Raw genomic sequence first — 26,064 nt, 5'->3', positions numbered from 1 at the left:
GAGACATGATTAGATCCTACCTTCATTATCAGGATAAACAGATATATTACCAGAATTGGTAAAATAATAACCGAATAGGGATGCTCCTTCCCATATATAATGATTATTATAATTGAAACAGCATACAGACAAACATCAACAAACTGCATATAACGTTCTGTCCTGAACAACTTAGATCGCTCCTTCCATATTTGGTCCATTTCTTTATAAATGTCTTTACTATATTGTTTGTTGAATTCGGGATGACAATGCAGTAAAGAGTCTCGCTTTTTTCGCAATTTTTCTAAATGGTTGCAAAGCTCCTGATCTTTCTCTAATTCAGATATGTATTTGGCTCTAAATTGAGCATTATGAGATATGAGTATATTATATAATGAGAATAGGAACATTATTATTATTTATAAAAGTTTTTTCCACAATCATCGCAATGCTTTCCTCCTTCTACTTTGATTTCGATACCATTCGAATAATATTTATTTGAGGTATTCTTACTCCCACAATCAGGACATTTTGTATCCAAAGCACCTGCTATTTTCAGTATCAGACCTATGATGCCACCAATAACCATTCCGGTTAGAAAGTTGCTGATCGCAAAGTAGCTAACAACACCCCCTAAAAGACCAAATATCGACATAGGTTTTACATAAGGGCCTACTATGGCCCATATATAACCCAATCCGAATAATATTTTCTTCAGGAGAAAAAGAAGAATTGCAATCCCAATAATTACCACAATTATACCACCGATTGTTTCCATAGTTATATATATTATTTAATATTTTCTACCACTTCCCCTTTCACAAACCTAAAGGTCTTATTGCTACCATCTCTATAATAAACAGTACCAATTCCGTGAAATTTCGTATTTTCAAAAGTGCCTATATATTCCCACCCTTCGTGAGAAGTAAAAGTCCCATGCCCCGAAGCAATTCCATCTACCCAACTGGCTTCGAGCCTATCGCCATTAGCCCAAATATATGTCCCCATTCCATGCGGTCTTCCTTGCTGGTTTTGCTCTCCTGTATAAGCATCTTTATTTCGTGTATCCCTTTGTGTTTCCAATTGCTGGCTTCCATGTTTTTCATTCTGAACATTTTTTTTAATATCTTCATATACGACATACAATTGATTACCTTGTACCGTAAACCACTGGATACCTTTCCGATCCTTCACTTGCCATTCATAAGTGTCTAAGAGAGCTTCATCCGAACCAAATATGAATGCTATTAACTTTCGTTCTTCAGATGTGATATTTTCTAATATAATACCCAAAACTTCTATACTTTTTATATCTATTTTTTGCAAATAGATATTCTTTCCTGTTATACATTGCCCTATGTTCCAGATATTAGAATTATTATTCGGAGAAGTATGCTCTGATGAATAATTATTGTTTTTGAAATACCCTAGTAATGCCTTCCTGTCTCTTATAGTATTAATGCTTTTCCAATTATTATTTTTATCTAACAACGTCGACAAGATTGCATAATCGGATTGATTAATTACTACATTCTGAGAAATATATGCAAATGAACCATCATAGTTTACCTTATGCCAACCATTTTCAGGTTCTCCTAGTGTCGTTATTTTAGTTCCTAAAGGCAACGAGGACCTGATATTCGTTTTATCTTTATCTGAAGGGCTGGAACGAATATTCGCTACATCAGAATAAATCACATATTCATTATTCTTATTCAGTAAATTCCCGTATGAGACACTCGATTCTTTAGGAATAAATTGCCAGAGAATCATACCAGCTATTAGCATACAAGAAATGATGGCTGTCGTTTTAGAATAAAGAAGTTTACCCAATATTAAAGAAAGAAGAGCTAGTATGCCTGCTAATATTCCTGCTACAATCGGAGTCAGAAAAAAACCAACAACACCAACAATAATACCAACAATAAAACCTTCCTGCACCCATGCCAGAATAACAAAGAGGATATAAATAATCCAGATAAAAACAGGAAGAATATCTTCAGTAAACTTATCAATTCCGTTTAAAATAGAATTCTTGATCCGGTCAAACAAAGAACGCTGATATACAGGAGCCCTTCGTGGCTCTAATCGCCGGATAAACTCCAGAGCTCTGAATGTATTCGTACTATCCGATCCGGCAGTAGATTCCAACATTCCAGTTTCCGGATTGAAATATTTATTTCCGATCTTCAGCTTCTTTGCCATGTATCAGCGTGACTTATTACATGAAAGACATTCTTCGTCTTTTGTTAATTTTACACCATACCACTTCATTATTGTTGGCATATTACCAGCTCCGTTAAATGATCCCCAATTATCATAAAATTTTTCTCTACGATTAGCCCATATGTAGTAGTCAAATGTTAGTTCTTCTTCTAATGAGGCTATACCGGACTGAAGATCCCTGGATAGTTCAACAAGAGATAATTTCACCATCATGTTATATATTGGAGCAATATCTGAAGACAAACCAACCTGCACTATAGCATTTGCATCGTTTTCGGATACATATGCCGGAATACTACCGGTTTCTCTCGCCCGTTCTAAATTTGAGATCTCCTCTTGCGTATTGAACCAGTTATTCCCAATAAGACAGCAATAACATGGTCCTTCCGGGCGGAGGCGGAAAACATCCCCACCTTCGGCACGGGTTATTGCCCGCCCAAAAAGCACAGTTCTTTTATGCTTTACAGCCAAATCATTAATCAAGAAACGACTTTGATTATTATCAGTAGCACATATAACTAAATCAGTTTTCTTTATGTGTTCTTCCAATAAGGTTTGGTTTGTTGTTATATCAATATCTGTTTTTTCTGTATTAGCATATGGATTTTTCAGCTTTATTGCATCTGAAACAGCATTTGTCTTTAGCCGTCCCAATTCATTCACTCCACAAATATGACGAGCGATATTATGCAATTCGACTCTGTCAAAATCAATCAGGCTGAAATTACCAACACCAGCCTTTGCCAGCTCTACAGCTATCTGCGAACCGAAGCTGCCTAATCCAATAATCAGAACATGTTTCTTTTCAAGAATATCTGTTTCGAGAAGTCCTTTACTCCGTGAATATAAATCACTTTTGTTTGGAACAAATTTGATATCTATGTCTTTAATTCCCTCACGGTTTCTTATAAATCCCTTTTTTAATAAAACATTATCTGTAATACAGAAGTATATTCCAATAATAGAACTATTAAAATCATTTTGTGCATTATAGTATCTAAGGGATTCTTGTTCAAATAAAGGCTTACACTCATTTAGCGCTTTCTCTTCTTCAAAAAACCGGTACATACATACAGACGGACTGCCCGATGGTGAAATCTCAGGATACTGAGTATATACATGAAATACCTCCTCACCCTTCCACTCAAAAGCGACTCCGTTTGTTTCTTGTATATTATTATCAATCAAATTCTGCAATTGGTTCTGATAAACATAAACTATTGATGCCATAATAGATTTTTTAATATAGATAAGCAAAGCCTTCTTCTGCCATTTGAGTTACTACTGTTACATCCGGGTCTACTTTTTCATTTTTACGTGCAATTTCAAAATTTCCTGTTTGAGGATTAAATACTAAATTATTGCCGGTATTACTTACTTTGTTTTCATATAGAGCATTTCCTAGCTCTTGAGACGTATTCTTTTTCATATCAGTATATTTTTATAAAATCAGTTACGGTTGGTGAGGTAAAAACTTATCGATATCATATCCTGTTTTCAGATGATTTTCATACATTTCGAGCCACATTCTAGATTTAAGGATAACCTTATATAAGGTTACATTTGCAGACCAGCTAGACGTCCCGTAATGGCAAATACGTACGCAACCACTTTCTCCCTGCAATACATGCATTGATGCACTTGGAGACATCAGACTCCCTCCATATCGGGATAGCAAAGGCTGAGGGTGTATTATAAAGACTTTAGGTATATTATATGGGAAATTTTGTGACAAATCGATTTTTAACGTATATACTTTTTCAGAGTTTGTCTTGACCCCCACAAGTAAATGAGCATTCCGTGTTCCTATATCATTAAACATATAATTTGATGGAGGAAAATACCTGCTTAACACAGCTTTTTCTAAATTTAATCTATCTATATCCATAATCAACAATTTTGGACTGTTATTGAATAATAATTTATAAAGTCATCGGCTAAAGCATTTGTGTTGTTCCACATTATATCATCTGATATCAAGATCTTTTCGTTACCTTCAAAGACGTATATTTCAGGTGCTTCTAAAGGAAAGCCGGGTGGGAAGGATATCTGCAGAAGAGAATCTTTTTCTTGCAGATTTATACAGATAATTCGATCTTTAATCAGTGGTTGTACTATACTATGTGTTCCCGACAAAAAGTCAATAATCTTTTTCAGATCTGTATGACTATCTTCTTGCTGCATCCAGTCCGGCATTTGAGGGATAGTCCCTTCTTGTGATGTGCCTTGGATTTCATCTATTGAATTGATATTAATATTTGCAATGCGGGCAACCGGAGTAAGTGGCTTATAATTCAATTCAGGATAGCGAATGTCAAATTCTTTACGTATTGGGCTTTCCTCGTCCAGTACGGTCCATGTTGGGACAGAATATTGGATGTCTGATGTATACAGGAAAGGATTTATTGTAGATACCCTGTCATTACAATTACCTATAATCAGTAAGAATTTATCCATTGACGCACTCCGCATTCCTTTTATTATGGTTGATGAATCGTGTCCGCTTGGCCTTGCCAATCCTAGTTTATGATGAGAGTGCCATTCGCCAATATGTTGCAGGGCATGTTCTGTTATCAGTCTTTTACCGATTCGCAAAAGATGTTCATTATCTTGGTTAAAAAAAGTAGTTTCATGATTGGCCTTTATTCCCGGCCCTATCACATATTGTATAATAGGATTTCCAGAGTGTGTCCAGAAGCCGAACAGGTTACCTCCCGTTTCAATATCAGGACAGTCTAATATGCATTTTGAAATATATTCCAATTCGCTTTTATAGATGAATACCTTATCATTCACCCTATTAATATTCTTATTTTTTTTACTCCATATCATATATATTATTGTATTTTTATAATTTTAATTTACTTTGTCAAATAAATAGAATTTATCGCATATAGATTGTCTACATTTATATACATTAATCATTGCAGAGCCATGGAATATAAAAAACCGGTAAAGGAAATTTTAATTATAGATGATCATGCAGGAATCCTATGGGGAATCAAAGCCTATCTGAATTCTTGTATGCCCGAGCTTAACGTAATGACTTTTAGTGAAGGTATTCCGGCTTTGAAACAAATACAGGCACAGAAGTATGATGTATATATTATCGATATTGAATTACAAGATATTGGTGGATTAAAGCTTGTAAAAAAAATAAGAGAATATGACTCTGAGGCTAAAATTATAATATATACTAAGCATGAAGGCATATGGGATATAATAAACTATAAAGCTGCAAATGTAAATGGAATCGTATTGAAAGGCCCGGATCTGGAACCTCTGAAAAGTGCAATCGATGCAGTATTGGATGGAGAGAAATATATATGTGAAAGATTCAGGTATTTATCGGTTCCATATAATGACTTGAACCCGGATTCTCACTTGTTGAACGAAATAGATATTAGTTTCAGGGACTCGGAAATGGAGATAATCCAGTTGCTGGCAAAAGGGAAAACCTACAAAGAAATATCGAAAGAGACTCCCTATAAAGAAAACTCTGTACCTAAAACAAAAGCCCGTATCTTTGATAAATTTTCTGTAAACAGTTCTGAAGAGCTTATAACCAAAGCTCTGACAAATGGATTCCCGGTAAGGAAACAAACTAAAGATAAGAAGGGATATTAAAAGTGAAACATACTTTAGTTCCTTGGTTAATAACTGAATGTATTTCAAATGAGCCTTGCATCACTCTTGCTCTATCTTCCATATCCTTTAATCCCAAACCTTTTTTGATTTTTTGAGGATTAAATCCTACACCATCATCTAAGATATTAACAGATAAATTTTGCCCTGTATAGATAACATCAATTGATATGTTCTCTGTTTTGGCATGTTTTATCGAGTTGCTTACAGCCTCCTGAATTATACGATAGGATGCTATAGCATATACCGAAGGCAAATCGTTCCATTCTTCATCTGTAGCTATATTCAAGTGTAGCTTTATATCCGAAAGAGTATTGTATTTTCTGACAAAGCTTTGCATGATATCTACAAAAGTCACATCTGCCATTATAGGAGGATTTAGATTGTGAGATATGTTGCGTATATTGTTATATGCATCATGAAGTTGCTTCTTTGCAGAAGTATGATCCAAATTATTTTCCAAATGCATACATACAGCCAGTAAATCATTGGCAATACCATCATGTAAGTCCTTGGCTAGCCTTGTCCTTTCCGATTCAAGTCCTGCAATATACTGCTCTGTTAGTTTTTGTTCCGAATCTTTCAACAAACTTTGATATTCCTGTTCTTTCTGTTCTATTTGGTGTGCTAATAATAGGGCCTCCTTTTCTTTATTCAATCTCTTTATTCTATTATAAAGGAAAGCGATAAAAAGCAGTATAATTATAAATGAGCTTATTGAAATAATTAATGTTCTTTGAAAACGTTCCTTTTGTTTTTCTTCATTGAGCCGACTTATCTCTAAGTCTTTCTGGGCTGTTTCATATTTTGTATAGAACTCATCAATCGCATTACTATGCTCTTGTTTATATAATGAATCTCTCAATACATAAGCTTTTTCTTTATATTTAAATGCATTCTTATAGTCACTTCTACCCTCTTTATATGATTCAGATAAATGATTTAGAACTTTTAAAGTATTTATTTTTCCTATCCGATGTAAACTATCATCCACATTTAAGAATGCCTCCGAATGAAAGATGCTTTTCTCGAAATCCTTCAGGTGGAATAGGTGAGACTCAGCCATAAGATGATATCTTATGCTTGGTAACTCTTCATTCTTATTTAATAATTTTTCGGCTTCCCGCAAATAAAAAGAACAGGAATCCAAATTATTCAATTCGCTATGAACATCAGCCAAAGCTATATGGTTCAGATAGATTTGTTCTTCATTATCATTTTTTGTGTGTGCGTTTGCCAAATATAATGTATCCAAAGCATTTTGATATAATCCTGCATTTATCAAAAATGAACCATGCTCTCTATATGCTCTGTCTGCATAATAAATTTCATTTGGATATTCAGAAATGAGCTTCATAGCTTTCCGTGAAAGGAATAATGCTTGTTCAATCTTATTCCGTTCTGAGTATAGTACAGAAAGATTTAATAAAAGATGGCATGCCCTATTTATATCTTTTTCTTTTTCATAATAGGTCAAAGCTTTTTCATAGTATTTGATTGACTCCTGATATTTTCCTGTTTTATCGAAAATAGCCCCAAAGGAATTGTATGTTTCATAAAGTATTTCTAAATCATTATTTAACGAAGCTAATTTTTCAACTTCTTTATAATAAAAAAGAGCCGTTTCCGCGTCTCCTTTACCAGAATATGCCAACGCAAGATTAAACATAAAGTACCACAACCTTGATTCATCTTCATATTCTGCACTTTCAAGTATTTCCAATGCTTTTTTATGATTTAAGATAGCATCTTCATATTTTCCTATCATGCTATAAGACAAGCCAATATTATCATAACCTTGTGCTATATACTCTGTTGCATTTATTTTTTCAAAATATTTAATTGCTTCCTGACTTTTCTTTATTCGTCCTGTATTTCCTTCATCGATTGCCGCTAGCTCACCCAAATACATCAATGCAAATCCTATCTGCAAATCATCATTTTGTTCAATAGCCTTTTCATATGCCAACAACGCAGCTTTTCTATAGTTCGCACTATTCGGACCTTCTTCTTCATAGTAACGCTGGGCCTGGTCATTCCATTCATTGGCTATTGAAACCTCTTCATTATGTTCTTTATCTTTTACTGTTTCATTTTTAATTTCCGAAGAACAGCTAAATTGCAATATTAAGAATAGAATAAAAAGGCAATTTCTCATAATAGTGATTGGGTAAATAATTCAAATTTAATATTCTAGAGATTAATTAAACAAAAGTAAGTAATAATTGACAATTATTGAAGAATAAATTAAAGTACACATTTTCAATTAAGAAAATCCTTATATTTTCCTCCCCTTATTTTTCTTCTGGATTATTGTAGGCATATCTGGTTTCTTTTCGACTTTTTGAGGTTTGGGTAATCGTGGATCGTCCCATGATTCCTTGTATTCCATATCTGATTTATCACTTTTCCAGAGGTAAGGATAGGCAAAAGTTCCGATGCCATACCATTTGACTTTAGCTTTGGTAATATAGCCGCTTTCAATAAGTATTTTATCCCTGATACGCATTTCGTATCTACCATATTTGACAAATTCATTTGGATTTTGACGACTGAAAAAAGCTTTATTCTTTTCATCATTCAGGAAAACGTATAATGAGAATAGTCCATTTCCATCTTTTTTCTTCATATTTTCCAGATAGATAAAGCCTCCTTCTTTTAAAGTTTTCCATTGTTCAGAAGATAGTTCAACTCCGCCAATAGCTGGTAATTTAGATTTGTTTTTAGTTTGCTGTTGTACTTTCTGAAGTTCCTTTTCGGGCTGTTCTTGGGCTTTCTTTGCCTGTTCTCGTAACAATTCTATATTCTTTTCGAACTCCTTTTTGAGATTCCCGAAACTAAATTTCCTATCAATCTGCGAGCCTTTGAAAGCAATATTATTGTACCAGAACGATACGCCCTCAATCTCATTGTTTGTCCGTTTGTGTTTATATTCAATCTCAATGCCGAATTTCTGTAGGCTGAATCTTAAATCAGCCGGATTCTTACAAGTTGGTAAAAACAGATTTTATCACATCATGAATATAGTATTTTACCTTGTCGGGATTATCCAGTTTCTCCCTTTTTACCTTTTCTTTTCCCTTACCGTAAGTCAGGTTATATTTATCCTTTAGCTTCTTGCAGACCTTGATATTCCGCTTATAATCATGATTGACAGATATAAGTTTTAGCTCGTTGTCAATACGGTTGTAAACAATATGCAGATGGGGATTATCTGTATTATCGTGCCTGACAATAATATATTGCGTATTTTGAATGCCCATTTCCTGCATATATTCTTTGGCTAATTGCAGCATAAATTCATCGGTCATTCTCCCTTTGTCTTCGGGAGAAAAGGATATAGGAATATGCCCGACAGGTTGTTTGATTTCTTTCCTGCCGGATCGTTGCATAGCGAAACTGCGGATAATATCCTTTGTATTATCGGCCAAGACAGCTTCCACTTCAAGTAAAGTTGCTGTATCGTTCATCACATATGATACACAGCCTTTGAATGATTTACCTTTGATATTCTTAGCAATCATCTAATAGTTCCCTTATTTGAAAGGCAATATGTGCTAATTCTATACTGACCTGTGTAAACCCTGATTTATTGGCTTGTTTGGCTGTCTGGTTTAGGTTATTAGACATACCAGCCAGCTTCCGCATCAGATTGAGTTCTTCCAATGTAAATCGTGATTTTATACTTCCGTTAAGTGTCATTTCACGGGCATATTGCGTTGCTTTCATACCCAGTTTTTCGGCTCTCTCTTTTATGATATTATAATCTTCTTCCGTCAGTTTGAGATTTATAGAAACAGAAAGTTTCTTCTTCTCTTTCTTTGGCCTTCCTCTGCGGAGAGACTTCGCTCCCAATTTATTCTCCTTTTTCTTACTTTCCATAACGATTCCTTTTATGGTTATGGAATATCTCTAGATGCTTTTTTGCATCCAGGCGAGCCGTAACAAAAGCGACCAACGGGAGATGAAGTGAAGGATTGCCACACAGCTCTTTGGCGTTGCGACCAGCGGGAGCAATGGAAAAGGGCTGTTCAGTGACCTCAAAATCCGCGACCGGCGGGAGCGGGTTTTGAAGCGGAAGATAAATTCAAGGTACTCCGGATTTATCTTCCGCGTGGTCACAGCCCCCTGCAAGGGCAAGGTATGCACGAAGGTTGTCCGAAAATGTGCGAAGCAATTTTCGGGTAACCCGTGCGATTACCTTGCTTCTATGTTGTAATCCAAATAATTTAGCAAAAAGTTTCAACATCATTATAATTTATTTACTTTAGGGTTAGGGAATTGAAGAGGACTCAGGCTCCGCTGAGGAGCAACCTGACAGCAATAGATTCTCTGACAGTATGCAGTAATGCAGAAATTAGGGGAGGTATCTTTAGCCTCCCTTTCTTCATTGCTGACACTGTCTATATGGCTAAAAAAACCTTTATCCTATATCAACATCCTTCTATTAGCGTATCCAATGTGGAGCAAATAATATTGATCTCACATTTTAATCGCATTACCCCTTTTAGCGAATAGGTGCAACTGCCACAATCTACTTGACGTAGTTTATCTACAAGCAAGGTATAGTGGTCTATTGCAGGTAAAAGAAGTTGATATATGGATTTTATAATTAAAGGAGGTTTTCATATTACTACTCCTGTTTGGTACTGATGTTTATCGCGAAGGATATAATAAATCCTACAAGCCAGTTTTCGTGCTATCTTAATGATGGCCACGTTATATTCTTTGCCCTCTTTCCTGTACTGTATAAAGCTTTGCATCATTGCCGGATCTTTCTGGACAGCAATATGAGAACTCTCAACGAGTAACACCCGCAGATACTTGTTGTGACGAAAGGTAATTTCCCCGTTTTGTTGTGTTTCGCCACTCGCCCTGTATGTAGGATGCAATCCCAGATAACCAATAAATTTCTTGGTGTTGCTAAATCTCTTTATATCTTCTACTTCAGTAAGGATTGCCATAGACGTAATCAGGCTGATCCCTGGAATAGTAATCAAATTATAATAATCAGAGCTATATCTGTTATTCTGCGATAATTCTCTAATTTTTCGTGTGACACGCAACAACTTCTCTCTATGGGTCGATATTTTATCCAACATAACTTCCTTAGCCTCCATTCCCGAAGAGCTACCCAGATCAATATTGCGAATCCAGTCTACAAATCTGCGGGAAAAAGAGAGATTGGCTCCGTCAAAATCTGTCTTGTATTTTATACCATAGAAGTTGAGCATAGATTTTGTTTGATTCTTGTAACGTTTGATATCATGCACTATCCCAGCTCTTACACGCAGCAACATACGATCGTTCAATGTAGATATATCCGGTACATGGATTCCCCTTAGCTGACCAGCCCTCAGAGCCAATACTATTTTGAGGCTGTCAACACGGTCATTCTTCTGCACTTCTTGCTTTTGTGAGGTCGGAATATCAGCCGGATTGACGACAATATTTTCTATACCCAACCTGATTAATTCATTGTGAACAGAGAATCCGCAAAAGCCGGCTTCATAAGCAGAAAGATAATTGCCTCCCGGATAATTCGTATGCAGATACTTTTGTAGCAGGGAACCATAGGTATCATTCCCTTTAGTTGATCTTAGTACAGTGGAGGTATTGCTTATCGAAAATGTACGCCCGATAATATAGTCGGTGGCGATGGTCACAGACCAGGAACTGAGATGAACATCCAGACCAATGTAAATTTGTTGTTCAGTGAAATCTAAGGATATTTGCTTTGTTGTTTTCATGGTATGTATTATGATTAGTTTAACAAGCTTATTGGCTGTAAATTTAGAATTTAACCCAATAAGAATACTTTTGCTAATCACATTACAAACATAGGGTCTAATTTGACGACGAGAAAAAAATAAAGAGGCGGGAGTCTCTTTGTTTTTTGAATTGGTGGCAACGTTTTCACTCCGAAGGGAGTGCATTATCGGATACTTCCGATTTAGCAATACGGTTGGTGTATTGCCTATTGCTCTTCAAGGATAGCCGGAGCAAATGAATGGTAGAAAGTGGATTAAATTTCTCATATCATTGTATAAATTAGCTATATCCGACATGGATACTTCGACAAATATAGATCGTTAAATCGATAGTTATATCATTGACAATATGATGTGTATAGCTTTGCTTGGAGATGCATTTATTTGCTATACTGCCTGACAAAATAGAGTCACTCTTATTGCTCCTATTGGTAATATTACTATCTTTAGTACATGTATAATGGTGAGCAAGACATAGATCATGACAGTAATGTTCCCGAAGTATTTCGGGCTGTACAGCAGAGTCTCAATGATTTTGCGGCAATCAACTATGAAACGGCACTTGCTCTGGTCTCACAACCACAATTGACCGAGGCAGAAATGCTCCACTATAAAAGTAAAGTGTTGGATATCATCCGCAACAATCCTCCTCTGGCAAGCTTGCCCAAATACCTTCGTGACGGAAGAGAAGACTATCTTTGGTACAGTGATTTTTATGATGAGATAAGTAAAGATGTTTATCATCAGTATCATACATTTATAAAACCAATAGCTACAATAACTCCAAGCAACTATACTACAGAGTTAAATAAAATCGATTTGCCTTACTTTAGAGAATTGGTAGATTTGGTTAGTCTCGAACGCTTATGTACAAAATATGAGAAACTTCTTCCAAAGCCTAAATTAGATATTCATCAGGAAGAACCACAAGTAAAGAAAACAGTTGTTATTAAGAATGCTAAACCCAAATCTACCAAACGTTCTTATTTACCCAAACTAGGCAAAGAGCAATATGCACTATTAGCAGACTGCATAGAATCTATCAAATTGTTTCGCTCAAAAATAAAAGTATCTGAACTAAAGAAACTACTTTCAGGAAAACTCTCCGAACCACTACAGGTAACTAACCAAAAGACATTGGTCTATCTCCTTGACCAACTGAGCGAACACAAATACATCAAAGCCCAATGGGTATCGGTTGCCGATGGCAATAAAGACTTTATATCCTTTCGCACAGAGGGTAACAAAGAGCGATACGGAGATAGTGCACACTATATCGGTATGCAACAACTACTCAACTGCCGTAACCGCAACAAGCGGGAAAGTATTGTCGGATTGGAAAATATAGAAGACCTGATCGAAGAGCTAAACAAATATAAACTTGAGTAGTTAAAAAAACTTATTCGCCTATATTTTCTATAAATATTTCTATCCTTTATTGAATTTGCATTATCTGCTGTTATCCAGCATATTACATTATACTTGTCGTATAGCCATTATTCCCCAATTACCCCTTACTGAGTATATATCCCAATTGAAACAATTTAATAATCAATAGTATACAATCCTAACCTGTTAGGTAAAGCTGTTATGCTCACAGGGCAGGGATTGAGAATGGATTATACTTGCACTTGATTTCGGAAACAGCGATATACACAGCCGTATACCGCTTATCCTTTCGAAAGATGTAAGATTATGGGTAAAACCAATCGGATCAGAGATACTTGAGTGGGTCTGTCTTAATTCTATTTTAACAAGTCTTATTTTATAAACATTTAAAACAGATTTTTATGAGTGAAGATATCAAAAAAGATAAAACAGCAGATCAGCAACCAGATGTATCTGATATGTTTGATAATAGCACATGAGTAGCTAATTCAGCCAGAGGCAAGCTTTCTCGCAAGAAAGACGAAGAAGAGTATACCAATCGATTTTGGGCAACACGAAAAATCAAGGATTATACTCCAGTCTATATCGATGTTCGGATGAAAGAAAAGCTGCAAATGCTTGTTGCCTCATTGCAACATATTGTGCCGGAGATCACTCCCACTATTTTGTTGTCGAATATCCTAGCCGACCATCTGTCGGTAAACAGAGAGCTGATAACCCGTGCTGCCAACGAAGGGCTAAAACGTTCCCTGGCAAGTACATTTAATAGCGATAAAGAGTAAAACGAAAAATAATAACAACTAAACTGAATGACTATGGAAATTGTTTGTATAGACTTACATACATGGGAACTGTTGAAACAACAGATCAGTAGATTAACTTCTGATATGGCTGCATTGAAAGCTTTATATTGTATCAATCCCAGAGACGGATGAATGGATTCGGCAGATGTCTGCCGTGCTTTGGGAATCTCGAAACGCACTTGGCAGACTTGGCGGAATAATGGCAAGATACCATTTGCAATGCTGGGTGGTAAGGTCTACTACAAGGAAGAGGATATTTCTGAATTGCTAAAAACCGATATGAAGTATACAAACAAATAGCGATGGACAAATTTATCAATTATGAGTCCGAAGAGTTCAAGGAACTCGAAGGGCAAATAGAGCAAGCCTTGAACGATGTACAGGATGTTCGTGATAAGCATCGCCCAACATTGGCAGAGGAACGTTATCTGAGTGGAGAGGAAGTGATGGAGTATCTCCATATCTCACCTCGCACGCTTCAGACTTTGCGAGATAAGCGGATGATCTGTTATACAGCTATCGGAGGCAAAATACTTTATCCCGAGAAAGAACTTCAAGAGGTATTGCATAATAACTACCGATCGCCCGAGCTTCCTTTCTAATGAAAAATAGAATAATAGATATGCAGATTCTAAGGAGAGGGAGTTGAAGTTGCCCCACGCATAAAATGAAAACAAGCATTCTTGATGTTAATCAGGGATGCTTGTTTACTTTTGAAGATATGCGTCATCGTCGGGTCGGTCGTTTTCGTTGCAGGATACCTCTTTACATTTCGAGCAGGGAAACAGGCAAGCCTCGGAGCGAAAATACTATCCATAGGATGGAGATTTTCGTTTCCGACCCGTAGGGCTTCGGGCTTGACTGGTTTGCCTTGTAAGAAGTGACTTTCTCCTGCAATAAAAGGGCTGACTCGATCCTTATTGTTCTTATTCTATTCCACCTTAGCCCATTTGGGGATGATATAGGTCGATGGATTAACGGGGTTGTTTTCTCTCTTTTTGCGGGGCAACATTTCTTTTTGCTTTTTGGTGATTCGTTTGATGTTTCTGAAATCGGATTGAGAGCGGTCTGTCTCCAATTTATATTTATCCCCGATTTTATCCGTCAATACCGCCATATCTTTACTTATCTTGTCATTCGTGATTTTAGCGTAGATTTGAGTCGTGGTTATGCAGCTGTGCCCGAGCATCTGAGAGACTGTTTCGATGGGTACACCTTGTGAGAGGCACACTGTCGTTGCCATTGTATGGCGCCCCATATGCGAGGTAACCCGCTTATTCACACCGCATAACTTGGCTATACGTTGCAAGCAACGGTTCATATTATCGCTGTGGCTTGGTACAGGAAAAACAAAATTATTTTTAGCTACAAGGCGATATTGTTCAATCAGTTGCTTTGCTATCGGCAATAATTTGACATAAAATGTTGCATTGGTCTTTTTACGTTTGGCTATTAGCCATAATTCGCCATCAAAAGAAGTTTGAATATCATCGAAAGTCAATTTCTTGACATCCGCATAAGCCAAACCCGTAAATGCTTGAAAGACGAAAATATCCCGAATCTGGCGTTGCTTGTATCGGCGGAGCTCTACTGCCATGAAACGCTTGAGTTCATCTTCTGTTAGATACCCTCTGTCACGGGTCTTGGCCTTGAACCGGAAACCGGCAAAAGGGTTGACGTGTATATAGCCTTTACGTTGGGCAATCAGCATAACCTGTTTGAGCTTAGTTACGGCAGTAAGCAGGGTACTGCCTGCCAGCTTGCGTTCTTCGAGTAGGTAAGCATAATAATCTTCGATAAACAGGGGTTCAATTTCTTTAATGGGAATATCGGACAAATTATATCTGTCCCGAAGAAACATCTCTACCCGTTTGCGATTGATTAGCAATTGTTCGTAAGAGCCTTCGGTACGGTCTTTACCGACACGCCTGGCATAACTTTCGTAAAACTCGTCAGCAATAGAAAAGAAAGTGCGGAACTCATCGCCAAAACCAAGATACCCATTTTTGACTTTCTCGGCAGAGACAAAGTTATCTTTGTCGCAGATACTTTGGTACTGCTTGCCGATCTGGGTTTTGATGTTATCCAACTGCTGGTTGATTTTCTGTGCTTCGAGGCTTTTGCCTGCTGCACGGTTGGCTTTGGTGTCCCAAAGTTCGGGTTTGATGTTTAGCTTACAGCTAAACTGGGAGATAGTGCTATTTACAGTTATCCTTCCCATAATGGGGGCTTTTCCTGCTTTCAGATTGTTTTTCTTCAGGTAAAACAAAACCTTGAATGTACTTCTTGCCATAACTCTAATTTTTTAATTACAAATTTAGTTTACTTAGAGTTATCCGGTGCTATGCAAAATTACGCAAACCATTGAATAAGTGTCGAATAGACTCCAGTTTCGTAAAGTTACTCAGGTAATGATTTGGTAACTGAACTCGCTGTCATCTTTGCTTTTTCGTGCGTTTATTCTCCTTTGGCTAAAAGAGCCGTTTTACTTAATCCTTTGATTAAGTTTTAATTACCTTCGTTTGCTCTCCCTTTTCTAAATGGCTGCTGTTTCCTTAAAGTATTCGTTCATCTTCTGGTTAGAGCATATGGGAAATAGTTTCCCATCTTTTTGTTTGTCTCTGTACTTTTCAATTATAGCTAGTGGAACTTCGAGAAGTCGAATATTAGAGGGTACGCTCGTCTTTTGACGTTTGGTCATTACCCATTGATGTCCATCAAATGCGGTTTTGATATTATCTTCTGTTAGTTGTGCTGCATCAATATAGCTAAGACCTGTATAGCACATAAAAATGAAGATATCTCTTACTTGACCTAGTCTTTCGGTTAAGAATTCCTTTTCATAGATGGTATCAATTTCTTCCTGAGTCAATATCTCTCTAACAACCTTGGTTGTGCGGAGTTTTAAACCGCCAAAAGGATTAATCTTTATATCTGCTCCAGTATTCTTTATATAATGAAAGACTGTTCTAAATCGTTGGATAAACTTCAATGCTGTATTGTTATTACACTTATGTGTATTCATGAGAAAGAGTGAGAATTTTTCAACAAAAACAGGAGTCAGCTCAAAAACAGGAATATCTGAAAGATTGTATTCTGTTTTTAGGAACTCTTCTAAACGAAGTCTTGTCAGTTTGTAACGATTAGCAGTTGTGAGCGAAGTACCTTTTCCAATCTTCGATAAATAGAACTCATTGTGTTCAGAAAAATATTCCAATAACATCTTTTTCCGATCGGTATCTACACCTAATATGATATTCTTTATTTTCTCTGGAGAAACATAACCATAGTCACTTAGCTGTTTATAATACAATTCGTTTACTTTTGCGCTAATAGATTCTAGCAGGCGATTGGTGTTCATTGACTCTGCGCTTTTGCCGACTGCCTTTCCATTCTTAGTATCCCATAGTTCAGGCTTGATTTGCAACTTGGAGCTAAACTGAACTTGTTCTCCATTTATAGTAATCCTAACCATAATAGAAGAATTACCATTTTTGTTCACTTCATTTTTTCGGAGGTAAAACAATACACGAAAAGTTGACTTCATAAGATTCATAACACGTAAATTTTAGTGTTCAAAACTATTGTTAATTGTTAGAAGTCAGGCGGACAAAACACTGCCAAATTTCGACAAATAAACGAGTTACAGTCTAATTCGTTACGGACTTTGTCTTTTGCTCAATCCGTAACGATTCCGTAACGAATGTATGTCCAATATTGGTATTTTAATGACTGATTATGTCTGAGGGAGGGAATAAAAAAACTCCCTAAGAATCTATCTTAGAGAGTTTTGTCTTGTTTTGTCAGAAATGAGTCTTTGATTTTCTGATCTTTCTGTGATCCCGCTGGGGCTCGAACCCAGGACCCCATCATTAAAAGTGATGTGCTCTACCTGCTGAGCTACGGAATCTCCCTGTTGCTTTATTAAAGCGAGTGCAAAGGTAATAGAAAATATTTATTATCCAAATTTATACTTCTAAAAAATGCATGATATAAAAAGGTTTATTACTCTTATCCCCACACGAAACACCCATAAAATAATTATATACAAACACTTACAGACAAATGCTCTCATTAACTAAAAAGTCATTTTTTTAGTTTTATTTCCGTTCCTTGACAAGCAAAAATTGATTTTGAAAAATCATTCGGGATACCCCGTTAAAAGAATCTGAATTATCCTTTTTTCTTTATAACCAGATTTATTGTCCTCAGCATATAGGAAGGATGCCTGATTTAGCGGATGGAACATAAAAACTCATAAATCGGTAATTCTCTCTACTATACAAAGATATATTTTACTAACTTTGTTTAAAGTCCTTTACTATAGATGAAAAGAATACTTTCCCTCGTTATACTATTATTTTGTATTAGTGCTGTTTTTCCAAAAATATCACAGGATACAACACTTATTTCCCTGTATAAATTAGTAGAGCATAAAGAGCTTTACATGACAGAGAAAGAAGAAGGAATATCTGAAATAAAAAAAATGTTCAAAACACCCAATATTACACCGGAGCAGCGATATGACATTAACCTTAAACTCTATAATGAATATAAAACTTACATATCAGATTCTGCAATTTATTATGCCAGAGAAAATACTGTGATAGCAGAAAAGCTAAATAATCCAGCTTGGGCATACGAATCTCAATTGGATTTAGTATCACTATATATCGTTGCGGGAATGTACATAGAAGCAATCGATATTCTTAAATCAATAAATAACAAGAATCTTTCCGACTGGCTATTGATAAAATATTACGATTGCTATAAACAATTATACAACTATTATTCAAATAATAACCCTTATACTCGCATATATATAGAAAAAAGCAAATTATATAGGGATTCTTTGCTCAATGTTCTGGATGAAAAGTCCAATCACTATAAAATAGTATATGCTGAAAAACTATACGACGAGAATAAGTTGCTAGAAGCCAGACAGATTCTACAGAATCTTTTAAACCGGACAGAATCCGACACTCATGAAAAAGCCGTGCTTGCATATGCGCTTGCAAACATTTACAAAAAAGAAGGAAGCATCGGTTTACAAAAACACTATTATGCTATATCCGCTATCTGTGATATAAAAAATGCGATCAAAGAGAATGCATCCATGCAGGCCTTGGCTTCAGTCCTATATGAAACAGGTGAAGTAGAAAGAGCTTATGATTGCATAAAATCGTCGATGGAAGATGCAATGTTCTGCAATGCACGATTGAGAACATATGAAGTATCTCAGATATTCCCGATTATAGACTCTGCCTATCAGGAGAATGTAAACAAACAAAAGTCTGAACTACAACTATTCCTCATTCTTGTCAGTATATTATCCATATTTCTGATTATAGCAATAATATATGTGTACAGGCAAATGAAAAGAGTTGCCCGTATACGCAAGGAACTTTATCACACTAACGTAAAACTGAATGGGCTCAACACTGATCTACAATCAACTATTAATCAACTAAATGACGTCAACAAAGAGCTCTCTGATGTAAATAATGAACTATCAGAAGCAAATCAAATCAAAGAAGCATATATAGGACATTTCCTTGATTTATGCTCGACATACATTAATAAACTCGAAAAGTATCAGAATACACTCAATAAAAAAGCGGTGGAGAAGAAGTTGGATGAACTATACAAGATATTAAAATCCAGAGAGATGATTGACAATGAACTGAAAGAACTCTACGAAAACTTTGACAATATATTTTTACATTTATACCCTAACTTTGTTGAGGAATTTAACTCCCTATTGGTGAGAGACGGACAATTTATACTAAAACCAAACGAACTATTAAACGTAGAACTTCGTATATTTGCATTAATAAGACTGGGAATAACCGACAGTTCCAAAATTGCAAGCTTTTTACACTATTCTGCAAATACCATTTACAGCTATCGCACCAGAGTTCGGAATAAAGCCGCCGTACCCCGCGAAGAATTTGAATCTATGGTAATGAAAATAGGCATAATAAAGAAGAATTAAGGCATACCACATCCATATTTTTCAACACCTTCAAAGCATTTAAATATCTGTAATTTAAATATTTAACAATTTACGTTATCTATATTTTATCCATGTGGATTTTCTTTACTTAATAACTGCTTATATTTTTGCATGTAAGAGGTTAGGTCCATTTTCAGTCTCCAAAACTGAAGAAACTATGTTAACCATAAACAAGAAAAATTCATAAATCGTATAGACCATGAGAAAAGATCAAAAAAAGAAATGGGCATATGTGAGTAGAATAGGTTTACTTATTCTGACTTTACTTTTTACACTTCACTTATCTGCTCAAAACAAAAGAACAATTACAGGAACAATCCTCGATGAAAAAGGAGAAAGTATCATAGGGGCATCCGTTGCAGTAAAAGGTACCGCCAATGGCACTATTACGGATATCGATGGTAAATTCTCTCTCGATGTAAATGAGAATGACATTCTGGCCATAACTTATGTAGGGTTCTTAGCACAGGAAATTCCGGTAACAGGCAAATCCAACCTGCAAATTACCTTGAAAGAAAATGCGGAGATGCTGGACGAAATTGTAGTAGTAGGTTATGGCGTAATGAGAAAAAGAGACTTAACCGGAGCAGTTTCTTCCATCGATTCAAAATCGATGCAGGATAAACCCGTCGCCAATATCGGAGAAGCCTTGCAGGGAAGGGCTTCCGGTGTTCAGATCATAAATTCAGGTGCACCGGGCAGTAATGTTTCTATCCGAATAAGGGGAATAAGTACAATTAATAACAGTGAACCGTTATTAGTAATAGATGGCGTACCGACAGACCTTTCTTTAAACGCTCTCAATATGGACGATGTGCAAACAGTCGATGTATTAAAAGATGCTTCGGCTACAGCTATTTACGGATCAAGAGGTGCAAATGGGGTCGTTATTATTACAACCAAAAAAGGAAAATCCGGTGATGGTGTTGTATCATTCAGCGCCAATTGGGGTATACAGAATGCAACCAGCATGCCCGATATGCTAAATGCAAGTCAATTTGCGTCTTACCACAATGACATGATCGCAAATTATAGCGGGACGGAGAACCTGATGCAAAGACCCGATTTTGCTGATCCGACAACATTGGGAAAAGGAACAGACTGGATGGACGAATTGTTCCGGACAAGTACGATCCAGAATTACTCCGTATCTTATTCCGGCGGTACAGATAAGAGTAATTATTATGTATCAGCAGGTATTCTGGATCAGGAGGGGATTGTTACTGATACTTCTTATAAGCGGTATACCGTACAATTCAATGGGGAATCGAAAGTAAAACCCTGGCTTAAATTGGGCAATAATGTTACATTAAGCCATGATGCCAAAAAGCAGGGAAGCTACAGTATTCGCGATGCGATGGCCGCACAACCTACACAACCGGTTTACAATGAAGACGGAACTTATTCCGGCCCGGGCAATCCAGCATATTGGTACGGAGATATTAAGAATCCGTTAGGGAATGCAAAAGTCAACAGCCAAACTACCAAAGGCTATAATTTGCTGGGAAATATTTTTGCCGAGATCAATTTCTTCGATAAAGTTACTTTCAAAACGCTGGGTGGTATAGATTTTAAGTTCTGGGACAAGGAAAACTTTAGCCCTAAATACGATTGGAAACCGATTTCCCAACCCGAATCATACCGCTATGAGGAGTCCAACAAAAGCCTTACTTACCTTTGGGATAATACGCTTACCTATATAGATACCTTCAATGAAAATCACCATCTGAATGTGATGATCGGCTCGAGTGCCCAAAACAATGTATACAATAAAATGAATGCCAGCGTACAAGGTTTTCTGAGCGACAAGAATAACCAGTTATCTAACGGTTTGAACCAACCGACAGTCGGCGGAACGAAGAATGACTGGGCGCTGCTTTCATTTATGGGCCGTGTAAACTATAACTATACTGATAAATATTTGCTGACATTAACCGTTCGTCGCGATGGCTCTTCTCGTTTCTCAAAAGACAATCGCTGGGGAACCTTCCCTTCCGTTGCAGCAGCATGGCGTCTGTCGGAAGAAGCCTTTTATCAGAAGAACAAATGGGTAAACGATATAAAGGTAAGAGCTGGTTACGGAGTTACGGGAAATCAATGGGGTATAAATGAGTACGCCTATTTTACTAAACTAAAAACAGGACAATATGTATTTAACGGAACGCCTGTATCGACACTGTACCCGCTTGTAATGCCAAATCCGGATGTTAAATGGGAGACCGTAAAGCAATGGAATGCAGGGATTGACCTTTCACTGATCGACCAGCGTATTAATTTGTCATTAGACGGATATATCAAAAACACGACCGATATGCTGGTACCGATGGCGGTGCCTATCACAACAGGATATTCGGATATCTATGTACCAAGTATTAATGCCGGAAAAGTGCGGAATACAGGATGGGAATTAACCATATCTTCCCGGAATCTGACGGGAGAACTGGAATGGAACACAGATTTGAATGTCTCTTACAATAAAAATAAAGTCATCAGCATGAATGAAGGTGTACCTTTATTTACCGGAGATGATATCAATATGACGAAAGTATTGGTAAATTCCGAAGGCAATCCAATCAATTCATTCTATGGCTATGTAACAAATGGTTTATTCCAGAACTGGGATCAGGTCAACAACGCCTCCATACAAGTTCCGGGAGGAACAGCACCGGGGGATATCCGCTTCAGTGATCTGGACAATAATGGGGTCATAAATGACAATGACCGTACATACATAGGTAATCCGACTCCGGAATGGTCATTCTCGATGAATAACAGTTTTGCTTACAAAAACTTCGATTTGCAAATATTCCTGCAGGGAGTAGCCGGTAATGATATTTACAATGCAAACCGTATCTGGCAGGAAGGAATGGCTGTACCTCAAAACCAAACAGCTAAAGTATTGGACAGATGGACAGGGGAAGGAACCAGCAATTCAGTACCAAGGGCTGTATACAGCGACCCGAATAAGAATGCACGCCATTCCAGCCGGTTTGTTGAAGATGGTTCTTATCTAAGAATAAAAAACCTGACATTAGGGTATACACTACCTCAAGCAATCTCAAAGAAAGCCTATTTACAAACAGTACGCATGTACATGTCATGCCAGAATCTCTATACCATGACAAAATATTCAGGATTCGATCCGGAAGTTGGAGCTAATGGTATAGACCTAAGCACATATCCGCTTACACGTACGATCAGCTTTGGAGTAAATGTCAAATTCTAAGGTTATAAATTTAATATTAAAGAAGAGAAAATCATGAAAAAAATAATATATACAGGTCTTATAATGTTAGCATCTTTACTGGTCTCCTGTTCGGATTTCCTTGATAAAGAACCTTATGAAGACCCTAGCGCAGAAGTATTGAGCGACAAAGAATCTGCCATCGCTTTAGTAAACGGGGCATATCAACCCCTCCAACGTCCTAAGCTCTATAATATGCGTATCTGGACACTCGATATTATTGCAGGTAACAGTGAAGTCGGTGCAGGAGGCGGTACGGATGGTATAGAGACTGTCGATATAGCCAATTTCGTGACTACTACCGACAATGCTGCAGCTTTGGATATCTGGCGTGGCCCCAATCCCGGTATCTTGTATTGTAATACGGTTTTAGAAAGTGTTCCGTCTATGGATATCGATCAGGCTTTAAAAAACAGATGTATAGGGGAAGCAAAATTCCTGAGGGCACATTATTATTTCATTCTGGTACAACTATTTGGAAATGTGCCTCTAACAACTACTACTCCTAAACCGGGTGATAATCTCAAGCCAACCCGTACAGACAAGATGACCATTTACAACGAAGTAATCATTCCTGACCTGAAAGAAGCCATAGAGCTTTTACCTCCACGCGAAGAGTATTCGGGTAGTGACATAGGCCGTGCTTCCAAAGGAGCAGCCGCAGGTATGCTGGCTAAAGTTTACCTTACATTGGGGATGTATGATGAAAGCCTCAAAATGTGCAACATGGTGGAAAGCCTTGGTTATACATTAAATCCGGATTATAGCGATTGTTTCGGCGGTGAAGCCAAAAATAAGAATACATCGGAGTCACTTTTCGAAGTTCAATATTACGGGCTGACAAAAGCTGGTTTCTGGGATGATGAAAATCAGGCAAACTGGCTCAGCACCTATATGGGGCCACGAAATTCAGGATGGGTAGGAGGAGCCTACGGATGGAATCAGCCTACACAGGAATTTGTAGACCAATATGAGAATAATGATTTACGAAAAGACAAAACAATCCTGTATGAAGGATGTCCGTCTTTCGATAGTAAGACCTATAAGTCCAATATGTCAAATACAGGTTATAATGTTCGTAAGTTTTTGGTTCCGCTATCAATCTCAGCCGATTATAATACAAACTCGGCAAGTATCATCGTATTGCGCTACGCTGATGTATTACTGATGAAAGCCGAGGCCCTGAACGAATTAGGGCAAACATCTGATGCCGAAGAGTCGCTTTATCAGGTGAGAAAAAGAGCAGGATTAACCAACCGTGACGATGTGGAAGGGCTGACTCAGGACCAGATGCGCGACAAAATCAGACAGGAACGCCGTATAGAACTGGCATTCGAGGGACATCGCTGGTTCGACATGATACGTTGGGATAATGGGCAATATGCTCTTGATTTCCTGCATTCCATTGGTAAAATAAATGCTTCACAAAAGCACTTGCTCTTTCCGATTCCACAAAAAGAAATAGACACAAATCCAAATCTGAAACAAAATACAGGATATTAATTTTTAAATACCGACTATCATGAAATTATATAAAATAATATCATTACTTACACTATTATTTCTTTTCTGGTCGTGCACCGACGAGGATAATACGGAATATAATAAAGGAGACCAGCCATTGGAGATAAGCGCGTCAAAGGAAACTGTAGAACTGGATGCGCTGAATCCTGCATCGGAAGCTATAAAATTCATCTGGACATCGGGCACAAACAACGGAACCGGACTGGCAATAGAATATGTTTTTCAGATGGACAAACAGGATGGTAATTTCGAGAACGGGATATCCATAGACATGGGACGCAACGTGTATGAGAAATCGTACAAGAATGAGGAACTTAATGATCTGCTTATTGATAAATTCGGCATAACGCCAGCTTCGGAAACAATATTCCAATACAGGATTATTGCCAAAGTGGCTTCTGAAAATCTTGAATCTCAGACTTCTCCTGTTCAGACCATAAATATCAAGACTCATAAGCCTATTACGAAAACATTGTACCTCATAGGAGATGCTACACCGAATGGATGGAGCGCCGACGATGCTACCGAAATGAAGCCGATAACAAACACTCCGAAAGCATTTTCGTGGACAGGTGCGCTTTCTGCCGGAGAATTCAAACTCATAGCAACACAAGGGGAATTCTTACCTTCTTATAATAGAGGAGAAAATGACACTAAACTTGTACTCCGTGAATCAGATTCAGATCCGGACGAAAAGTTTGTAATTACAGAAGGAGGTACCTATACGGTCAAAGTGAACCTGATATCGATGGCTATCAGTATTACAAAAGGAGAAGGCCCTGAATTTAGCGAACTATGGTTTGTAGGTAATCCTACCGGATGGAATTTCAATCCGATGACTGTAGATCTGCTCGATCCGTTTGTATTCCATTACAATGACGATCTATCGGCAGGAGGAGAATTCAAAATAGGAACTGCCGCAGGAAACTGGGATGCTGTATTTTTCCGTCCTGCTATTAATGAACAACCGGAAGGGACTAACCTCGATGTAGACAAATGGGCGGGTGATCCTGACAATAAATGGAAAATCACAGGAGGTGTTTACAAGATTAAACTCGATACCCGGGATATGAAGATAGATATTGTGCCATTCACTCCTTTTGCCATGATTTATCTGGTAGGAGATGCTTCGCCTAACGGCTGGAATATTGGCAGTGCGACACCGATGACCGCAACGGGCAATCCATATGTATTCACCTGGACCGGGACATTAAATGCCGGAGAATTGAAATTCACACTGGATAAGCAGGACGACTGGAACGGTGCCTGGTTCATTGCCGGGGAAGCCGATAAAAACCCGACAGGAGATGTAGAGCAAATAATATACAATTATCCGGGAGCAGGTGTAGATTATAAATGGAAAATCACACAATCAGGTACATATACAATTGAACTGAATCAATTGAAAGAAACTATTATAATCAAAAAACAATAATTAAAATATAAGGAGTGTCTTCTCCGGGGACA

Annotated in this window: 23 protein-coding genes, 1 tRNA gene and 1 pseudogene; 10 read left to right on the top strand and 15 right to left on the bottom strand. The window is 37.3% G+C overall.

The window, feature by feature from the left end:
• Positions 1 to 394: 394 nt before the first annotated feature.
• From IR083_RS21950 to IR083_RS21925, 6 genes are read right to left on the bottom strand one after another with little or no spacing between them, the layout of a single operon-like run.
• Complete coding sequence (locus IR083_RS21950) at positions 395 to 757, bottom strand: hypothetical protein (RefSeq protein ID WP_194225927.1); 363 nt, start codon at positions 755 to 757, stop codon at positions 395 to 397.
• Between the two features lie 11 nt (positions 758 to 768).
• Positions 769 to 2,184, bottom strand: a complete 1,416-nt coding sequence (locus IR083_RS21945) for an SH3 domain-containing protein (protein WP_194225938.1) — start codon at positions 2,182 to 2,184, stop codon at positions 769 to 771.
• A 3-nt stretch (positions 2,185 to 2,187) separates the two neighbouring features.
• Positions 2,188 to 3,435 carry a HesA/MoeB/ThiF family protein gene (locus tag IR083_RS21940; RefSeq protein ID WP_194225926.1) on the bottom strand — a complete coding sequence of 416 codons (1,248 nt, stop codon included), beginning with the start codon at positions 3,433 to 3,435 and terminating at the stop codon, positions 2,188 to 2,190.
• A 10-nt stretch (positions 3,436 to 3,445) separates the two neighbouring features.
• On the bottom strand, positions 3,446 to 3,634 hold the full coding sequence (locus IR083_RS21935; RefSeq protein WP_194225925.1) for a hypothetical protein: 189 nt from the start codon (positions 3,632 to 3,634) through the stop codon (positions 3,446 to 3,448).
• A gap of 24 nt (positions 3,635 to 3,658) precedes the next feature.
• The gene (locus IR083_RS21930) at positions 3,659 to 4,093 is read right to left on the bottom strand and encodes a hypothetical protein (RefSeq protein WP_194225924.1); all 435 of its coding nucleotides are present in this window, start codon (positions 4,091 to 4,093) and stop codon (positions 3,659 to 3,661) included.
• 2 nt (positions 4,094 to 4,095) lie between these two features.
• On the bottom strand, positions 4,096 to 5,037 hold the full coding sequence (locus tag IR083_RS21925) for a Mov34/MPN/PAD-1 family protein (RefSeq protein WP_194225923.1): 942 nt from the start codon (positions 5,035 to 5,037) through the stop codon (positions 4,096 to 4,098).
• A 102-nt stretch (positions 5,038 to 5,139) separates the two neighbouring features.
• On the opposite strand from IR083_RS21925, the gene IR083_RS21920 reads away from it, so the two are divergent.
• On the top strand, positions 5,140 to 5,832 hold the full coding sequence (locus IR083_RS21920; RefSeq protein ID WP_194225922.1) for a DNA-binding response regulator: 693 nt from the start codon (positions 5,140 to 5,142) through the stop codon (positions 5,830 to 5,832).
• Here the strand turns inward: IR083_RS21920 and IR083_RS21915 are convergent.
• The 6 genes from IR083_RS21915 to IR083_RS21895 all read right to left on the bottom strand — a co-directional run bounded on the left by IR083_RS21915 (position 5,810) and on the right by IR083_RS21895 (position 11,600).
• A complete protein-coding gene (locus tag IR083_RS21915) occupies positions 5,810 to 8,008 on the bottom strand; it encodes a tetratricopeptide repeat-containing sensor histidine kinase (protein WP_194225921.1) in 2,199 nt (732 codons plus the stop codon). The two genes, IR083_RS21920 and IR083_RS21915, sit on opposite strands and share 23 nt — an antisense overlap.
• 120 nt (positions 8,009 to 8,128) lie before the next feature.
• Entirely contained in the window at positions 8,129 to 8,647 is a 519-nt protein-coding gene (locus IR083_RS24730; RefSeq protein ID WP_242052509.1) for a DUF3945 domain-containing protein, read from the bottom strand.
• Between the two features lie 187 nt (positions 8,648 to 8,834).
• Positions 8,835 to 9,374, bottom strand: coding sequence for a relaxase/mobilization nuclease domain-containing protein (locus tag IR083_RS24725; protein ID WP_242052508.1), 540 nt, complete (start codon positions 9,372 to 9,374; stop codon positions 8,835 to 8,837).
• On the bottom strand, positions 9,364 to 9,732 hold the full coding sequence (locus IR083_RS21905) for a plasmid mobilization protein (protein WP_194225920.1): 369 nt from the start codon (positions 9,730 to 9,732) through the stop codon (positions 9,364 to 9,366). The genes IR083_RS24725 and IR083_RS21905 overlap by 11 nt, the downstream gene beginning before the upstream one ends.
• Positions 9,733 to 9,937: 205 nt before the next feature.
• The gene (locus IR083_RS21900; RefSeq protein ID WP_157256594.1) at positions 9,938 to 10,102 is read right to left on the bottom strand and encodes a hypothetical protein; all 165 of its coding nucleotides are present in this window, start codon (positions 10,100 to 10,102) and stop codon (positions 9,938 to 9,940) included.
• Positions 10,103 to 10,475: 373 nt separating this feature from the next.
• Positions 10,476 to 11,600, bottom strand: coding sequence for an IS110 family transposase (locus IR083_RS21895; protein ID WP_194225919.1), 1,125 nt, complete (start codon positions 11,598 to 11,600; stop codon positions 10,476 to 10,478).
• Between the two features lie 474 nt (positions 11,601 to 12,074).
• On the opposite strand from IR083_RS21895, the gene IR083_RS21890 reads away from it, so the two are divergent.
• The 5 genes and pseudogenes from IR083_RS21890 to IR083_RS21870 all read left to right on the top strand — a co-directional run bounded on the left by IR083_RS21890 (position 12,075) and on the right by IR083_RS21870 (position 14,660).
• A complete protein-coding gene (locus IR083_RS21890; protein WP_006799179.1) occupies positions 12,075 to 13,010 on the top strand; it encodes a hypothetical protein in 936 nt (311 codons plus the stop codon).
• 518 nt (positions 13,011 to 13,528) lie between these two features.
• Positions 13,529 to 13,792, top strand: a pseudogene (locus tag IR083_RS21885) (DUF3408 domain-containing protein); the annotation flags it as partial.
• A gap of 153 nt (positions 13,793 to 13,945) precedes the next feature.
• Entirely contained in the window at positions 13,946 to 14,113 is a 168-nt protein-coding gene (locus tag IR083_RS21880) for a helix-turn-helix domain-containing protein (protein WP_083820955.1), read from the top strand.
• Positions 14,114 to 14,115: 2 nt separating this feature from the next.
• The gene (locus IR083_RS21875; protein WP_006799176.1) at positions 14,116 to 14,415 is read left to right on the top strand and encodes a helix-turn-helix domain-containing protein; all 300 of its coding nucleotides are present in this window, start codon (positions 14,116 to 14,118) and stop codon (positions 14,413 to 14,415) included.
• Between the two features lie 65 nt (positions 14,416 to 14,480).
• Positions 14,481 to 14,660 carry a hypothetical protein gene (locus IR083_RS21870; RefSeq protein ID WP_169312439.1) on the top strand — a complete coding sequence of 60 codons (180 nt, stop codon included), beginning with the start codon at positions 14,481 to 14,483 and terminating at the stop codon, positions 14,658 to 14,660.
• A gap of 84 nt (positions 14,661 to 14,744) precedes the next feature.
• Here IR083_RS21870 and IR083_RS21865 read toward each other — a convergent pair whose 3' ends face one another.
• The 3 genes from IR083_RS21865 to IR083_RS21855 all read right to left on the bottom strand — a co-directional run bounded on the left by IR083_RS21865 (position 14,745) and on the right by IR083_RS21855 (position 17,723).
• On the bottom strand, positions 14,745 to 16,106 hold the full coding sequence (locus tag IR083_RS21865; protein ID WP_006799175.1) for a site-specific integrase: 1,362 nt from the start codon (positions 16,104 to 16,106) through the stop codon (positions 14,745 to 14,747).
• A 243-nt stretch (positions 16,107 to 16,349) separates the two neighbouring features.
• Positions 16,350 to 17,369 carry a site-specific integrase gene (locus IR083_RS21860; RefSeq protein ID WP_006799174.1) on the bottom strand — a complete coding sequence of 340 codons (1,020 nt, stop codon included), beginning with the start codon at positions 17,367 to 17,369 and terminating at the stop codon, positions 16,350 to 16,352.
• A 281-nt stretch (positions 17,370 to 17,650) separates the two neighbouring features.
• Positions 17,651 to 17,723: transfer RNA gene (locus tag IR083_RS21855), tRNA-Lys, on the bottom strand.
• Positions 17,724 to 18,140: 417 nt separating this feature from the next.
• Here IR083_RS21855 and IR083_RS21850 point away from each other — a divergent pair.
• The 4 genes from IR083_RS21850 (at position 18,141) to IR083_RS21835 (ending at position 26,032) form a co-directional block, all read left to right on the top strand.
• The gene (locus IR083_RS21850) at positions 18,141 to 19,808 is read left to right on the top strand and encodes a DUF6377 domain-containing protein (RefSeq protein ID WP_006799089.1); all 1,668 of its coding nucleotides are present in this window, start codon (positions 18,141 to 18,143) and stop codon (positions 19,806 to 19,808) included.
• 220 nt (positions 19,809 to 20,028) lie between these two features.
• Positions 20,029 to 23,055: a SusC/RagA family TonB-linked outer membrane protein gene (locus IR083_RS21845; RefSeq protein ID WP_194225918.1), complete on the top strand. Its 3,027-nt coding sequence runs from the start codon at positions 20,029 to 20,031 to the stop codon at positions 23,053 to 23,055.
• A 33-nt stretch (positions 23,056 to 23,088) separates the two neighbouring features.
• A complete protein-coding gene (locus tag IR083_RS21840) occupies positions 23,089 to 24,576 on the top strand; it encodes a RagB/SusD family nutrient uptake outer membrane protein (RefSeq protein ID WP_194225917.1) in 1,488 nt (495 codons plus the stop codon).
• A gap of 19 nt (positions 24,577 to 24,595) precedes the next feature.
• A complete protein-coding gene (locus IR083_RS21835) occupies positions 24,596 to 26,032 on the top strand; it encodes a SusF/SusE family outer membrane protein (RefSeq protein WP_194225916.1) in 1,437 nt (478 codons plus the stop codon).
• Positions 26,033 to 26,064 lie beyond the last annotated feature (32 nt).

This window comes from Dysgonomonas sp. GY75 (assembly GCF_015234155.1).
Taxonomy (GTDB): Bacteria; Bacteroidota; Bacteroidia; order Bacteroidales; family Dysgonomonadaceae; genus Dysgonomonas; species Dysgonomonas gadei.
The sequence above is the reverse complement of the archived record's forward strand: the minus strand, read 5'-3'. Positions and strand labels throughout refer to the sequence as shown.

What these genes read in the sequence shown, in the direction of transcription:
- IR083_RS21950 (WP_194225927.1), bottom strand. Translation starts at nt 757, where the DNA reads ATGGAAACAATCGGTGGTATAATTGTGGTAATTATTGGGATTGCAATT.
- IR083_RS21945 (WP_194225938.1), bottom strand. Translation starts at nt 2,184, where the DNA reads ATGGCAAAGAAGCTGAAGATCGGAAATAAATATTTCAATCCGGAAACT.
- IR083_RS21940 (WP_194225926.1), bottom strand. Translation starts at nt 3,435, where the DNA reads ATGGCATCAATAGTTTATGTTTATCAGAACCAATTGCAGAATTTGATT.
- IR083_RS21935 (WP_194225925.1), bottom strand. Translation starts at nt 3,634, where the DNA reads ATGAAAAAGAATACGTCTCAAGAGCTAGGAAATGCTCTATATGAAAAC.
- IR083_RS21930 (WP_194225924.1), bottom strand. Translation starts at nt 4,093, where the DNA reads ATGGATATAGATAGATTAAATTTAGAAAAAGCTGTGTTAAGCAGGTAT.
- IR083_RS21925 (WP_194225923.1), bottom strand. Translation starts at nt 5,037, where the DNA reads ATGATATGGAGTAAAAAAAATAAGAATATTAATAGGGTGAATGATAAG.
- IR083_RS21920 (WP_194225922.1), top strand. Translation starts at nt 5,140, where the DNA reads ATGGAATATAAAAAACCGGTAAAGGAAATTTTAATTATAGATGATCAT.
- IR083_RS21915 (WP_194225921.1), bottom strand. Translation starts at nt 8,008, where the DNA reads ATGAGAAATTGCCTTTTTATTCTATTCTTAATATTGCAATTTAGCTGT.
- IR083_RS24725 (WP_242052508.1), bottom strand. Translation starts at nt 9,374, where the DNA reads ATGATTGCTAAGAATATCAAAGGTAAATCATTCAAAGGCTGTGTATCA.
- IR083_RS21905 (WP_194225920.1), bottom strand. Translation starts at nt 9,732, where the DNA reads ATGGAAAGTAAGAAAAAGGAGAATAAATTGGGAGCGAAGTCTCTCCGC.
- IR083_RS21900 (WP_157256594.1), bottom strand. Translation starts at nt 10,102, where the DNA reads ATGATGTTGAAACTTTTTGCTAAATTATTTGGATTACAACATAGAAGC.
- IR083_RS21895 (WP_194225919.1), bottom strand. Translation starts at nt 11,600, where the DNA reads ATGAAAACAACAAAGCAAATATCCTTAGATTTCACTGAACAACAAATT.
- IR083_RS21890 (WP_006799179.1), top strand. Translation starts at nt 12,075, where the DNA reads ATGTATAATGGTGAGCAAGACATAGATCATGACAGTAATGTTCCCGAA.
- IR083_RS21880 (WP_083820955.1), top strand. Translation starts at nt 13,946, where the DNA reads ATGGATTCGGCAGATGTCTGCCGTGCTTTGGGAATCTCGAAACGCACT.
- IR083_RS21875 (WP_006799176.1), top strand. Translation starts at nt 14,116, where the DNA reads ATGGACAAATTTATCAATTATGAGTCCGAAGAGTTCAAGGAACTCGAA.
- IR083_RS21870 (WP_169312439.1), top strand. Translation starts at nt 14,481, where the DNA reads ATGAAAACAAGCATTCTTGATGTTAATCAGGGATGCTTGTTTACTTTT.
- IR083_RS21865 (WP_006799175.1), bottom strand. Translation starts at nt 16,106, where the DNA reads ATGGCAAGAAGTACATTCAAGGTTTTGTTTTACCTGAAGAAAAACAAT.
- IR083_RS21860 (WP_006799174.1), bottom strand. Translation starts at nt 17,369, where the DNA reads ATGAATCTTATGAAGTCAACTTTTCGTGTATTGTTTTACCTCCGAAAA.
- IR083_RS21850 (WP_006799089.1), top strand. Translation starts at nt 18,141, where the DNA reads ATGAAAAGAATACTTTCCCTCGTTATACTATTATTTTGTATTAGTGCT.
- IR083_RS21845 (WP_194225918.1), top strand. Translation starts at nt 20,029, where the DNA reads ATGAGAAAAGATCAAAAAAAGAAATGGGCATATGTGAGTAGAATAGGT.
- IR083_RS21840 (WP_194225917.1), top strand. Translation starts at nt 23,089, where the DNA reads ATGAAAAAAATAATATATACAGGTCTTATAATGTTAGCATCTTTACTG.
- IR083_RS21835 (WP_194225916.1), top strand. Translation starts at nt 24,596, where the DNA reads ATGAAATTATATAAAATAATATCATTACTTACACTATTATTTCTTTTC.